General features: G+C 70.9%; 8 protein-coding genes and 1 tRNA gene. 4 read left to right on the top strand and 5 right to left on the bottom strand.

What is annotated here, in order from left to right; genetic code table 11:
- Window positions 1-39: 39 nt before the first annotated feature.
- Complete coding sequence (locus tag ACFYZR_RS18140) at window positions 40-972, bottom strand: zinc-binding alcohol dehydrogenase family protein (protein ID WP_391911283.1); 933 nt, start codon at window positions 970-972, stop codon at window positions 40-42.
- A 111-nt stretch (window positions 973-1,083) separates the two neighbouring features.
- Here ACFYZR_RS18140 and ACFYZR_RS18135 point away from each other — a divergent pair, with 111 nt between their 5' ends.
- Together ACFYZR_RS18135 and ACFYZR_RS18130 are read left to right on the top strand one after the other, a co-directional pair.
- Window positions 1,084-1,629 carry a MarR family winged helix-turn-helix transcriptional regulator gene (locus tag ACFYZR_RS18135; RefSeq protein WP_391911281.1) on the top strand — a complete coding sequence of 182 codons (546 nt, stop codon included), beginning with the start codon at window positions 1,084-1,086 and terminating at the stop codon, window positions 1,627-1,629.
- A gap of 169 nt (window positions 1,630-1,798) precedes the next feature.
- The gene (locus tag ACFYZR_RS18130; RefSeq protein ID WP_391911279.1) at window positions 1,799-4,336 is read left to right on the top strand and encodes a GTPase-associated protein 1-related protein; all 2,538 of its coding nucleotides are present in this window, start codon (window positions 1,799-1,801) and stop codon (window positions 4,334-4,336) included.
- Window positions 4,337-4,376: 40 nt separating this feature from the next.
- On the opposite strand, the gene fdhD is transcribed toward ACFYZR_RS18130, so the two are convergent.
- Both fdhD and ACFYZR_RS18120 read right to left on the bottom strand, forming a co-directional pair.
- Complete coding sequence (gene fdhD / locus ACFYZR_RS18125; RefSeq protein ID WP_391911277.1) at window positions 4,377-5,207, bottom strand: formate dehydrogenase accessory sulfurtransferase FdhD; 831 nt, start codon at window positions 5,205-5,207, stop codon at window positions 4,377-4,379.
- 49 nt (window positions 5,208-5,256) lie between these two features.
- Window positions 5,257-6,621 carry a DUF2254 domain-containing protein gene (locus ACFYZR_RS18120; protein WP_391911275.1) on the bottom strand — a complete coding sequence of 455 codons (1,365 nt, stop codon included), beginning with the start codon at window positions 6,619-6,621 and terminating at the stop codon, window positions 5,257-5,259.
- A 106-nt stretch (window positions 6,622-6,727) separates the two neighbouring features.
- Between ACFYZR_RS18120 and ACFYZR_RS18115 the strand changes: the two genes are divergently transcribed.
- Window positions 6,728-6,815, top strand: a tRNA-Leu gene (locus ACFYZR_RS18115).
- Between the two features lie 144 nt (window positions 6,816-6,959).
- On the opposite strand, the gene ACFYZR_RS18110 is transcribed toward ACFYZR_RS18115, so the two are convergent.
- Window positions 6,960-7,196, bottom strand: a complete 237-nt coding sequence (locus tag ACFYZR_RS18110; RefSeq protein ID WP_391911273.1) for a hypothetical protein — start codon at window positions 7,194-7,196, stop codon at window positions 6,960-6,962.
- 1,660 nt (window positions 7,197-8,856) lie between these two features.
- Entirely contained in the window at window positions 8,857-12,540 is a 3,684-nt protein-coding gene (locus ACFYZR_RS18105; protein ID WP_391911271.1) for a helix-turn-helix domain-containing protein, read from the bottom strand.
- A 257-nt stretch (window positions 12,541-12,797) separates the two neighbouring features.
- Here ACFYZR_RS18105 and ACFYZR_RS18100 point away from each other — a divergent pair, with 257 nt between their 5' ends.
- Window positions 12,798-13,373 (top strand): hypothetical protein, encoded by a 576-nt coding sequence (locus ACFYZR_RS18100; RefSeq protein ID WP_391911269.1) that lies wholly within the window; start codon window positions 12,798-12,800, stop codon window positions 13,371-13,373.
- Window positions 13,374-13,386: the final 13 nt, after the last annotated feature.

Here is a 13,386-nt window from a genome sequence, read left to right as displayed (position 1 = left end):
GCGGGCCTTCCTCTCACAAGGACCAGGCGGCATATACGCTCACACGGGTCGCAGAATCACCTTGCCGCGATTGGCGCGCGACTCGATGATCCCGAAAGCCTTCGCCACGTCCTCCAGGGGCAGCACGGAGTCCACCCGGGGCCGGATCCGCCCCGCCGCGAACAGCTCCCACAGCTCCCGCCGCCATCGCTCCATCAGCTCGGGCCGTTCACGGGCTATGAGGGCCATCTGGAAGCCGATGGCCGATTTCGCGCCCACCAGCAGGTCGTACGCCTCGATCGTCCCGCCGCCCGAGCTGTAGGCCACGATCCGGCCGCCCGGCGCGAGGGCGGCGATCGCGGGGGAGAGGAGCTCGCCCCCGACCGCGTCCAGCACGATGTCCACCGGGGCGCCCCAGGACTCGTCCCCGTACGTCACCACCTCGTCCGCGCCCAGCGACCGCGCGAACTCCGCCTTGTCCGCCGAGCTCACCGCCGCGACCACCCGGCCGGCCCCGCGCGCCTTGGCGAGCTGCACCGCCAGGTGCCCGGAGCCCCCGGCCGCCGCCGTCACCAGCACCGACTCGCCCGCCGCCGGCCGCGCCGCCTCGTACGCCCCCAGGGCGACCAGCCCGCACCGCACCAGCGCGACGGCGTCGGCCGCGCTCGCGCCCTCGGGGACGGGCGAGAGCATCGCCGTATGGACGAGGGCGAAATCGGCGAAGGCGTCGGTGAAGCACAGCCCCGTCACCCGGTCGCCGACGGCGAAGCCGGTCACCCCCGCGCCGACGGCCTCGATCTCCCCGGCCACCTCGCCGCCCGGGCCCGTCGGCAGCGGCAGCCCGCCCTCGCGGACCTTGCGGACGACGGGCAGCGTGAGGCCGATCGCCTCGGTGCGCACCAGCACCTCGCCGGGCCCCGGGACGGGCACGGCCGCCTCCTCGACCCGCAGGACCTCGGGGCCACCGGTCTCGGCATACCGAACACGTCGCACGACGCACCTCCGCACAGTCAGGCCAGGGATTCATTGGGATCCCCAACGTTGGTAGGCCCTACGCTACACGACTTCATTGGGAAGTCCAATGGTTTCGGTTAGGCTCGTCCCATGGCAGACAAAGCAGGCAAGGCAGGCGTGGCAGCCACGGCAGGCGCAGCGGACACCGCAGCCGGCGAGCCCGCCCTCCCCCGCATCCAGGCCCTCCCCAGCTGGCTGCTCAACCGCGCCTCCGCGCGCGGCCGCCGCCTCGTGACCGAGGCGCTCGCCCAGGACGGCATGCGCATGCCCCACCACGCCGTGCTCTCCGCCGTCGCCGACCTCGGCCCCGTCGCCCAGGCCGAGCTCGGCCGCACCACCGGCTTCGACCCCAAGGACATGGTCGGCATCCTCAACGACCTCCAGGCCCAGGAGCTGATCACCCGGACCCCCGACCCCGCCGACCGCCGGAAGAACGCCATCGCGCTCACCCCCGCCGGCCGCCGTCGCCTCGCCCGCCTCACCAAACTCGGCGACGAGGCGAACGAGGCCCTCCTCGCCGCGCTCACCCCCGCCGAGCGCGAGCTCTTCCTGGCCCTCCTCTCCCGCGTCGTGGCGGACGACCCGGCGGACAACCCGGCGGACAACCCGCCGGGTGGAGACCGGGACGGCGGCTGAACTTCCCGCCAAAGCCCGGGCGCCGACGCCCCGGATCTGGTGGGATGTCACCCGCAAGTGGGGCGACGATGGGAAGTCAGAGGCGTGGCGGCGGCCCGTCCGGGCCGACCACCCGTTACACAGGGCTGGAGAACATATACAAGTGGGCCGAGGCGAGACGAGGTGTCAGGTGAATCTCCAGCAGCTGCACTACACCTCCACCGCCACCACGGCCCCCGACGGCTCCGGTTTCCGCTTCACCGCCGCCAGCCCCGAACTGCCCATCACCCTGCTGGGGGAGGCGGAGCAGCTCATCGGCTACGAACCGCCCCACGACGCCCCCGACTGTCCCTCCACCGAGGAACTCGCCGACTTCCCCGTGGCGTTCAGCCACAACCGTCTCTCCGACGGCAGCCGCCTGCTGTGCCGCACCGTGCGCACCGGCCCCGGGCGCGCGGGCCGGCACGGCAATTTCCACGCCCACGCCGTGCGCCTGCCCGAGGGCGCCCGGCTGCCCGGCGGCCTGCTGCCCATCGAGGCCTGGGAGTCCCCCTCCTGGTCCGACCGCACCCCCGAGGGCGGCTCCCCCGAGCCGCTGGCCGGGTTCGTCCCCGCCCGGCGCATCGACAAACAAGGACTGCTCGACTTCGTCCGCTCCCGCGCCGACCGCCTGGAGCCCTTCCTCGCCGACGTCCGGACCCTCTTCCGCACCCCCGACGCCCAGCAGCTCCTCGTCATCGAGCGGGACAGCGCCGCCACGGCGTACTGGGTCGCCGTCGCCAGTGCCGTCCTGCCGCGCGACCTCGCCGACCGGCTCACCTTCACCACCTACACCCGGCACCCCATGCTCGCCCGGCAGCAGATCGTCTGCGCCTTCCCCGACGCCGACTTCGACCACGTCTCCGCCTCCGCCCAGCACCGCTACCGCGTCCACGACTGCACCGGCGGCCCCTCCAGCCCCGCCCGCGCGGAGCGTGACCTGTGGGCGTCCGTCGCGGCCCGGATCTGGCTGGCGGGCCAGCCCGCGCTGTTCGCCGAGGCCACGCGCCGTACGGGCGTCCCCCTGGGCCTCGGGGGCGGGCGCGGCCCCGGCGACGAGGCCGACCGGCTCGCCGCCCTCGCGGCCCGCGAGGGCATCCCCCTCGACTCGAACGGCCGTACGGCCGCCGCCCGCTGGGCCCGTGGCCACGCGCCCGGCGACAGCCTCGACACCGCCCTGCGGGCCCGGCTGCTCGCCACCCTCGCCGCCGGGGGCACCGACCGCTCACCCGAGGAGTGGACGGTCCTCGCCTCCCTCACCGAGGAGTTCGCCGCGCCCTCCTGCCGGTCGGCCTCCGCCCCCCTCAGACGCGACCTGCGGGCGGAGCTGGCACGAGCGGCCGACTCGCCCGACACCCCCCTCGTCCGCTTCCTGACGCTCCTGCGCCTCGCCGAGGCCCTGCGGGTCGAGCACGAGGCCGTCCTGCCCGTGCTCACCGCCCGGCTGACCGCCGCCCTGCTCGACGAGGCCTCCCCGGACCGCAAGGTCGTACGGGCCGCCCTCGACACCCACCCCCGGCTGCGCACCGCCGTCCTCGACTCCCTCGACCACACCGCCGCCACCGACGACCCCCGCCCCATCACCCGCCTCCTCGCCGCCGAGCTCCCCCGCGCCGACCTCACCGGGCGCCCCCACCTCCGGATGGCCGCCGCCATGCCGATGTCCGCCCTGCGCCGGTCCGAGCGCGCCGCGGGCGGTGGCGGCGGATCCGACGGCAGATCCCACCGCGGCTCCGACGGCGGACCCGACGGCGAGGGCACGCCCGGCCAGTACGCCGACGAACACGCCGACCAGTACGCCGATCAGTACGGCGACGACCACGCCGACGCGTACGCCGACTACGAGGACCGGCCGGCCCTGCTGCACGCCCTGGTGAAGACCGCCGGGCCCGAGCACCAGGAGACCCCGTCCGTCCTGCGCACGGCCTACCGCCTGGTCTGGGGCGACGAACCGCTCGGCACCCTGGAGGCCGTCGTCCTCCTGGAGGGCATCGCGCCCGGCGCCGTCCACGCCGCCGGCCTGGACGGGCCCTTCGTCCGGGCGGCGCTCACCGGCACCCCCGACGACCCCGTGGCACCGCGCCTGGCCAAGACCCTCCTCAAGAGCGTCCTCGGCGACGGCACCGAGCTCCCGCCGCGCGAGCACGCCGCCCTGCTCCTCCTCGAACAGGCCGGGGACCTCGCCACCGGCGCCGCCCTGCCCGGTTGCGCCTCGCGCGTGGTGAGCCTGCGCCGGCAGGCCGAGCCGCTCGAGGCCGGCATCGAGGAACGGCTCGGCGACGCCCTCGCCCGCCACCTGCTGTGCATGGACCCGCCCCCGGCCCCCGGCGAGCTGCCCGACCTCGTCCTCGCCGAGGACGAGTACCTGCTGTACGCCTACGCCCGCGAGGCGCAGGGCGACGAGGTGCGCGACCTGCTGCGCCGCACCCCCACCTACGCCGCCGTCTGCTTCGTCGCCTGGCACACCGCCCCCGACGTCAGCCCGGTCTGGGACGAGATCCGCGCCGAGCTGCTCAACTCCGTGCTGCGGCCCGAGGTGCGCCGGATGTCCACCGAGGACGTCGAGGAGATCCGCCGCTGTCTGCGGCAGGTCGGCGGCCCGTGGGCGGAGATGTTCCACGAGTGGGACCGCTTCGGGGTGCTGGGCAGGCTCAGCGGCCGCTGGCGGGCCCGCCCGCCCCGCGCGTGACGAGGCGTCGGTCCCGGGTCCTCGCAGCGCCACGCGCTGCTCACACCGCCACGCGCTGCTCCCCGGCGTAGATGTTCATCGACGAGCCCCGCAGGAACCCGATCAGCGTCATCCCCGTCTCCGCCGCCAGGTCCACGGCGAGCGACGACGGCGCCGAGACCGCCGCCAGAACCGGGATCCCGGCCATGACGGCCTTCTGCGCAAGCTCGAACGAAGCGCGCCCGGAGACCATCAGTACGCTCCCGGCCAGCGGCAGCAGCCCCTGACGCAGCGCGGCGCCCACGAGCTTGTCGACGGCGTTGTGCCGGCCCACGTCCTCGCGGACGTCCAGGAGCTCACCGTCGGGCGAGAAGAGGGCCGCCGCGTGCAGCCCGCCGGTGCGGTCGAAGACGCGCTGGGCCTCGCGCAGCCGGTCGGGGAGCGCGAAGAGCAGCTCCGGCGCGAGCCGCAGCGGCACCGGGCCGTCGGCGACCGGCCAGCGGGCGGTGGTGCGCACCGCGTCCAGGCTGGCCTTGCCGCACAGGCCGCAGGAGGAGGTGGTGTAGACGTTGCGTTCGAGGGCGATGTCGGGAACGGGGACGCCGGGGGCGAGCCGGACGTCCACGACGTTGTAGGTGTTGCCGCCGTCGGCGGTCGCCCCGGCGCAGTAGACGATGTTCGCCAGCTCGTCCGCACGGCCCAGGACGCCCTCGCTGACGAGGAAGCCGGCGGCGAGGTCGAAGTCGTCGCCCGGGGTGCGCATGGTGATGGCCAGCGGTTTGCCGTTCAGCCGGATCTCCAGCGGCTCCTCCACCACCAGGGTGTCCGGGCGGGTGTTCACGGCCCCGTCGCGGACCCGGACCACGCGGCGGCGTGCGGTCACCCGTCCCAAATCGATCAGCCCCCACAGTCGGCGATGTTCGGCGGTCCCGGCAACGTTCTCACGCGTCGCCGGGCGCCGACCTGCCGACCCCCTGCCGGTCGGGCCGCAGCGCGAACGCCCGGTCCGCCGATTCCCGCACCGAGCGCTCCACGGCGTGGACCAGGAGCGTACGGTGCCGCTCCAGCGGCGTCCGCCGGTCCTCGGGGGCCAGCAGCCGCAGGTCGTCGAGGGCGGCCATGAGGCGTCGGGTGACCTGCGGACTGTTGGTGGCGCAGCCGCGGATCTCCGCGAAGCCGAGGTCGACGAGATCCGTCCACCCCGGCAGGTCCTGGACCAGCCGCACCCGGCCCCGGCGGTCGCGGTGGTGGAGCGTCCCCAGCGGCCGCCCCGCGACGGCCGCCAGGAACTGGGTGATCCGGTCCAGGCAGGCGACGGCGGTCGTCGGGTCGTTGACGGCGGGGGACAGGGCCCGCTGGGCGATGTCCGACAGCTGCCGCAGCCCGAACCCCAGGTCCTGGTGGAACGTGCGCTCCACCCCGACCGACACCGTGTACCGCAGCGCCCGCGCGGGCGGCGGCGTGCCCCCGTGCACGGTCAGCAGCGGCGTCCCGGGCACCACGAAGTCCCCGATGCGCGGGATCAGCCGCAGCACCACCCCGTGCCGCCGCGCCACCCGCACCAGCCGGGCGATGTGCACGTCCCGCAGCACCCCCGCCCGCCCCCGGTGCACCACCTCACCCCCGGCCGCCGGCAGCTCCGACGGCGGCCCGGCCTCCGCCACCGCGTGCCGGTCGATCACCCGGAACGACTCCCGGGTGATCCGGTCGATGACATGGCTCACCCGCATCAGCCGCAGCGTGGAGTTCACATAGGCGACGAACAGCGCCAGGCTCAGCAGCACCAGCAGCCCGCACACCGAGGCGGAGATCACCGGCACCGTGGTGATCGTCCGGGGATCGTCCCCGGACTCGTACGAGGCCTGCACCAGCAGCGAGAACAGGAACGTCGCCAGGAACACCGTGAACGTGCACTTGGTGATCCGGCTGCGTACGTACAGCCGCACCACGCGGGGCGTCATCTGGCCACTGGCCATCTGGAGGGCGACCAGCGAGATCGAGAAGACCACACCGATGAAGGTGAGCATCGCCGAGCCCACCGTCGTGATGATCGTCTTCAGGTCGTCGGCGACCGCGATCAGCGACGCGATGTCGTCGTACGCCTGCTGCTCCCGCAGGACGTCGATGAGCAGACTGTCCAGCTCCAGCACACCCACGCCGAGCAGGACGGCCCCCGCCAGCCCTACGGTCGGGGCGAACCAGAAGGTGTCCCGCAGATGCTCCCGCAACGGCGACAACGGCCGCGGCGAGCGCCGGGAGGCGCCACCGGGCGCGGGGAAGCGGGGAGGGTGTCCCGGATTGCCCATGTATGGACCCTATGCTCCGGATGAAATCCCTGGTGAAAGGCACTCCGAATCCTTGATAGAGTTGTCCATGTCGCTGCGGGGAACGCCTCGCAGAGACGATCACCTGGTCCGGGTGGCGGAATGGCAGACGCGCTAGCTTGAGGTGCTAGTGCCCTTTATCGGGCGTGGGGGTTCAAGTCCCCCCTCGGACACCAGCAAAGACCCCAGTTGACCTGGGGTCTTTCTGTTTTTTCGGGTCTGATGACGCTTCGCGTGACCCACCGCGTGACCCACAGAAACGGGTACTTCCTCACCCGGTGGCGTGACCAACCACGAGACCGACCGGACGGGAATCTTGCTCAGGCCGCCAGACCCGGCAGGCTGCTCGGGCCGCTCGGAGCATGCCCCGCGAGGCCAGTCCGACGGGAGGCCGGAGCGGCACCGGCAAGGCCGATCCTGCTAGCGGGGGAGGCCGCGAGCTGCTTGGCGTTGTCGGCGCGCCGCTGGCCGTAGTACTTCATCGTGAACCCCGGTCCCGAGCGGTGACGGGCGTTCGCGGAGACCTCGACGGGGTTCTCCTTGGTTTTGCAGGTCATTCGTGATCTTGGTTCGGCGCCAGCCTTGCAGGCTGAACTCATCAGGCCGGTCCTGACGGTTTCGCGCGGTGCGCCAGCGGGCCGAGACCTTCTCAGGGCCCTGGGGGCCTCCGGCGTTGCTCTGCTTGAACAGCTTGAAGCTGTCTCGCGCGAAGGCCAGGCCGTGATCCACCCAGAGGTCTCCCAGCGCCTCCTTCTCGTACTGCTGACTCTCCCACTGTCACCACAGGACATCCATCAGGGCCTGGTCCACGTAGATGACCGCATCGTCCTCCCCGTCCTTCGTCAGCCTTCTGAGCCTGAAGGTGTTGCCGAGTGGAGAACGCGAAGACACACGCTGCGCTTTTGTCTACCGTAGCCACCAGCCACACCGAAACATGACCAATGAAGCCCCTGCCCAGAAGGTAGGGGCTTTTCTGTTCCCGCCTCATCGGGCATTGATTGCTACACCATCGCAGCCATCAATTTACCCCCAGAACTGCCACTTGTTGTTTGCGTCACACGGGAGAGTGCGAACTTTCCCGCCGTCTACAGCCAAGCACCTGCCTGTAGCGACGTTCTTAAGCACCCAACCGCCCTTCCACCTCTCTTCGGACCAGAGCTGATACTTGTTCGTAGAGGGAATGTCGCACGGCCCAACGTAGACGCTACCCCGAGCATTACTGTCAAGGCATCTGTTATTGGGAGCATTCCAGTACTCGATCCAGTTGGTATCTGCCTGCTGCACGTCATACCAGGTCTTTGGGGTCACATAGCAGGGGCCCGGCACGGCGTAACCACTCGAATCGGCATCAAGGCATTTACCGGCGGCCTTATTCGCCCACTCGACCTCACCATTGGCCGATGCCGGACTGGCTGTCGCCAGGCACATAACAGGAATGGCCACAGCGGCAAAAATGAGACGAAGGCGAGTTGATCTCTTCACAGGCTATCTAGCTTTCCAGATTTCTCGAACTGACTGGGTGCATATTTAACGATCAGGCGAAGGCTCTGCTGTCTCGGCCGGGCACGCTTGCGTGTGCGCCGCTTCATTGGCATGCAGCCGGGCCGCCCGGCGTCGCCTTTCAGCTCACTCAACCGCCGACGCAGGCCACATCACACCACTGATCAAGCGGCCGAGGGTAGGTGCCTGGGGTTTCCTCCTGTGGGGGAAACGGGAAACCGTCTGCGAGCTGCACGATTCCCGCCGCACACCACGGTGAGACGTGTGGAGTGCGGGAGCGCGCAGCATGCTGGAGTACGCCGTCGCCCTGGCCACGCAGTACGTCACCGTCCTGGAGAGGCACTCTCGACTCTGGTCGCCGCGCTCCTGAGTGTCGGCGAAGTGACACAGCGGGTGGAGAACTCCAAGTTGGTGGAGGCGTTCGAGCTGCCAGCCCAAGCCGCTGCACGCAAGGCCCTCTGATGACGAGACGGCTCGATCCGGGGCTGTGGGGTGCACGTAGCCCACAGCCCCGGGGCAACGGCCCGTCACCCCGGAAGTAAGTCAACTGTATTGCAATGCCGACCAAGACACTCTAAGATCATCTTCATTCCGGTTGGCGCCGCCGTGAGTGTGTTTTACACGTACTGTTTTTCAAGTCCCCCTCGGACACAGCGAAGAACCCCAGCCGAGCTGGGGTTCTTCTGTTTTTCGAGGCGTGTGCGTACGAAGCCTGCTTCAGCAGTGGTGGCGATGATCGAGGAGGCCGGTGAGATCTTGCGGCCATAGGGTCGGGTCCGTGGTCGCGGCAGCAGCGCAGATCCTGGAGACGGCGTGCGTGGTGTCGAGGTCCCAATGGCGGATGCTGCCGTCCTCACTGGCACTGGCCAGTTCCGGTGTACCGGTGCGCGGCTCGAAGGCGAGGGAATGCACGGACCCTCGGTGACCGGTGAGCACGGCCAGGGGCTGAAGCCCGGTGGTGTCGTTTGTCGTGGTGCGCCAGACGCGCACCTGGCCGTCATTGCCCGCGACTGCCAAATGGCGGCTGTCGGGGCTGAAGGCCACGGCCAGGACGTTGCTCCGCAGGCCGCCGCTGTCGCGGTCGATGGTGCCCAGGGGCTGTAGCAGGGCCAATCTGAGGGAGCGGGTCGCCCGGGTCGGCCCGTGGTGGCGGGAGAGGGGGTAGATCTCGACGGCGCCCTCGTCCGTGCCATTGACGAAGAAACGCCCATCAGGGCTGTAGGCGAGGGCGCGGATGGTGCTGGAGGTGAGCAGGGACGTCATCGGCTCACGGGGAAAGGGAACGTCGTCCCGGAGGTTCCACAGGTCGATGCGGTTGGTGTAGCCACCGGCTGCCAGAGTGCGGCCGTCGGGGCTGAAGGCGAGGGCATAGGTGCCCTTGGTCTCAGGCAGGTCGCCGAGCGATTCCCATGTGGCTGTGGACCAGAGCCGGATTGTGGTGCCGAAACTGGTCGCCAGAATGCGTCCGTCGCGGCTGAGTGCCAGGGAATCCACTGGGCCGGTCACCGGTTTCGGCCCGATGGGTTTGCCGGTGGCGGCGTCAAGCACGGTCAATCCCTCCCTGCCGGCCACGGCGAGTTGGCGGTCGCCGTTCACGAATGTCAGGGCGGTGGGCGCCTTTCCCGCTTCGAATCGTGCGAATTCGCGGCCGGTGGCGGTGTCGCGGAGGCGCACGCTGCCGTCGTTGGCCGCGGAGGCGAGGACGTGCCCGTCCTTGTCGTAGGCGAGGGCGGCGGTGGTGGAGGCCGGTTGGGGGAACCAGGTCGTGGAACCGCTCGTGTCCCACAAAGAGGTGGTGCCGTCGCTGCTCGCCGCCGCGAGTGTACGGCCGTCGGGGCTGAAAACGACGCTGTGGATGGAGTTGGCGTGGCCCACCGGCATCGTCAGCTGACTTCCGGTGGCGGTGTCCCACAGGCGTACGGAGTGGTCGTCGGCACCGGCTGCCAGGGTGCGGCCGTCAGGGCTGAAGTCCAGGCCCCAGACGGGTGAGGCGACCATCACGGTGCGCAGAAGCCGGCCGCTGGGGACGTCCCACCAGGTGACGTCCCCATCCTGTCCGGCCGCGGCCACGGTACGGCCGTCACGACTGAGAACCACGGCTTCGATGGGGCCGACGTGATGAGCCTCCAACGTGCGCGGAGGGCTGTCGGGGCCGGACCAGATCTGAACAGGTCCATCACCCGCGGCGGCGAGAACGGTGCCGTCATGGCTGAAGGCCAGTGCGTTGAACCCCGCCGAGCCGCCCTCGGGCTCCGGGAGAGGCGCGAGAGTGCGCGCGTCCCACATGCGCAGAGCTCTCGTGTTCGACGAGATCGTCGCGAGGCGCTTACCGTCCGGTGTGAGGGCCACCGTGTTCATACCGTTGAACTGGTTCGCCAGGACGCCGATCCGGCGCCGGGCGGAGGTGTCCCACACCTGTACGCCCTTGTCCGTCACGACGGCCGCGCGATCCGCGTCGGGGCCGAGGGAGACTGCTGCCGCAGGGGAGCCCGTGGCCAGGGCATGCCCCAGCTGACGGTGGGTGGCCGCGTCCCACAGGCGTACGGTGTTGTCCCTGCCGCTGGTGGCGATCACGCGGCCGTTCGAGCTGTAGGTGACGCCGTACACCGGGCCCTGATGGCGTGTGAGCCGACCGGCGAACAGGTCCGTTTCCGCGCTGAGCAGCGCGCTACGGGTCTGGACGTCGTCCGGCAGGGTGCGGAAGGCGTTCACGGTGAGCAGGCCGCCGGCGTCGGGGCGGCCCTGGCGGACGGTGTAGGAGGCACTGGCCTGCTCGTGAGCGTGCGCGGTCCGGTTCTGCCGGTCCAACTGTTGCTCGGCGCGCACGGTGGCGACGGCGAAGGCGATGACGCCCAGGAGCAGGAGTGTCTGCACCGCGGCCAGGGCTCGCAGCCATGTGGTGCGACGGCTCTGACGCCGGGAGGAGGCGGTCAAGAACGCTTGTTCATGTGGGCTGATGCCCAAGCGTGCCCCGTCCTGGTCGGCCCATGTCCGGGCCACGGCGAGGTGTGGGCCGCGCAGCAGGAGGGAGGGGTCGCGGTCGCCTTCTTCCCAGCTGTCGGCAGCCGCTGTCAGTCGCTGGTGGACGCGCAGGCTCGCCCGGTCGGCGGCGATCCACTCGCGCAGGCGTGGCCAGGCGTCCAGGACGGCTTCGTGGGTGAAGGTGATGCCGCCTTCGTCCGCGGTGGACAGCAGACGGACGTCGTGGCCGGTGAAGAACTCCAGCAGACGTTCGGCCGACGCCCGGTCGGTGAGGGAACCGACGAGCTGACGGCGGGAGAGGCGTACCCGTGCCGGATCCGTCTGCTCGCCGATGTGGACGAGCCGCAGCAGCATCGTGCGGGCGCCGGTCCGCTCGGAAGGGTTCAGCCGGGCCCACGCCCGTTCGGCTGTGGTCGCGACCGATCCGCGCAGGCCGCCGACGACCTCATAGCCGGAGAGGGTCAGGGTGTTGTCCTCCCGGTGGCGCCACAGTTCCTTCAGTGTGTGGGCGAGGAGCGGAAGCCGGCTGGGGTCGTAGCCCGTCGAGGCGCGGGTCGCTGTGAGGCCGAGATCTCCCAGCAGGAGCGGGAGGAGGCCCGGCTCGAGGTCGAGCCGGGCGCGACGAGCCGGTTCGACGATGGCGTCGCGTAATTCCGCCTCGCTCATCGGTCCAAGGGCGAGCTGGCCCCGGCCGGTCGCGGCACGCAGGCCCTCGTGGAGCAGACAGTGGCCATAGAAGTCAGCACGGACACCGCAGACCACCGTGCGCGAGACGCCGGGACGGGCCTCCTGGCCGGTGAGGACGTCGAGGAAGGCCGTGCGCCGCTCATGGTCGGGGCAGAGAGTGAACAGTTCCTCGAGCTGATCGACCACCCAGATCCCGCCGTCCGCCGTCGGCGCGTGTTCCTCCGCCTTGGCGAGTGCGGAGAGGGGATCGGCGGTGGGGGTGAAGCACAGGGCCGGGGTGGGGCCGAGACCGGTGAGATCACCACGAGCCAGGGCGGGCAGCAGACCCGCGTGGAGCAGGGAGGACTTACCGGCGCCGGACGGAGCGACCACCAGGACGGGCCCGCCGCCGTGCTCGGCCCGGTCGGCCAGCAGCCCGAGCAGCTCCGCCAATGCCGCGCGGCGCCCGTGGAACCAACGGGCGTCGGCGATGCCGAAGGCCGCCAGGCCTGGATAGGGGCACAGGCCGCGCCCGACCATGCCGAGTAACTCTCCGCCCGCACCCAGCGCCTCGTCGCACGCCCTGGCGAAGTCCGCAGTGGGCTGACGGCGGCCGTGCTCGACATGGCTGATGTACGTCTTGTCGAAGCGGATCTTCTGCGCGAGCACTCGCTGCGCCATCCCCGCGGTTTGACGGAGTTCCTTCAGCCGCGCGCCGAAGTCGAACGCGTCGTCGTTCGTGCCCTTGTCCACCCGGTCTCCTCTGTCCCACCGACCGCCCTCCAAGAGCGGTCCCCTTGCCGGCACATGGTCGGGCACGGGCATTCCCCGGCGCCGGGATTCGACCTGCCGTCACCCGGTCGAGTCGGCATCGCACCAGGCCAAGGCGGTGAAGGCGGTTGACAGACCGGCTTGACAACCGGCAACCCCTCCCGGGTCGGCCAGCGGTGCGCCGAAGCTGTGGATCGCCGGGCAGCACCGCCCGGCCCCACACTCATCGGGAGGACACGATGAACCTCATCAGCGGCCGCCGGGCCACCCGACTGCTCGCCGCGGCACTGCTGTCCGCGACCGCGGCCCTGAGCGCCCCCGCCCTGGCGCACCCGGTTTCCGCAGCGCCGGCCGCTCACGCCGCGGCCGTTCACTTCGCCGCACCGACGATCCACCGGCACGAGGAGATCGAGCGGGCGAAGGCATGGCTCACAGCCGACCACGGAAGGCCGGTGCCCTACACCCAGGACCGTGACTGGAATGACGGCTACCGTCAGGACTGCTCCGGCTACGCGTCGATGACGCTCGGGCTGCCCAAGCCGGGCCCGAACACCGTCGCTCTGAAGAACGAGGGCTGGACGCGCCCGATCGGCATGTCCGAGCTGAATCAGGGCGACCTGATCATCAAGGCGGACAGCGACTCCTCGAAGGTCCGCCACGTTGTGATCTTCGATCACTGGGTCAACGCCGGCCGCACCGAGTACTGGGCCTACGAGCAGGCCGGCGGTGTCGGCACTCGGTACACGACGCACGACTACGGCCTGCGCGAGGGCGACGGCTACCACGCCGCGCACCCCCGAAACCTCGCCGACTGATCGTACTCCGGCA

The organism is Streptomyces sp. NPDC001678 (genome assembly GCF_042892945.1).
Taxonomy (GTDB): domain Bacteria; phylum Actinomycetota; class Actinomycetes; order Streptomycetales; family Streptomycetaceae; genus Streptomyces.
Note: the sequence above shows the minus strand (reverse complement) of the source record. Positions and strands in the feature narration are given on the sequence as shown.

Coding starts and splice junctions, on each gene's coding strand:
- ACFYZR_RS18135 (WP_391911281.1), top strand. CDS start 1,084: ATGGCAGACAAAGCAGGCAAGGCAGGCGTGGCAGCCACGGCAGGCGCA.
- ACFYZR_RS18120 (WP_391911275.1), bottom strand. CDS start 6,621: ATGGGCAATCCGGGACACCCTCCCCGCTTCCCCGCGCCCGGTGGCGCC.
- ACFYZR_RS18110 (WP_391911273.1), bottom strand. CDS start 7,196: ATGACCTGCAAAACCAAGGAGAACCCCGTCGAGGTCTCCGCGAACGCC.
- ACFYZR_RS18100 (WP_391911269.1), top strand. CDS start 12,798: ATGAACCTCATCAGCGGCCGCCGGGCCACCCGACTGCTCGCCGCGGCA.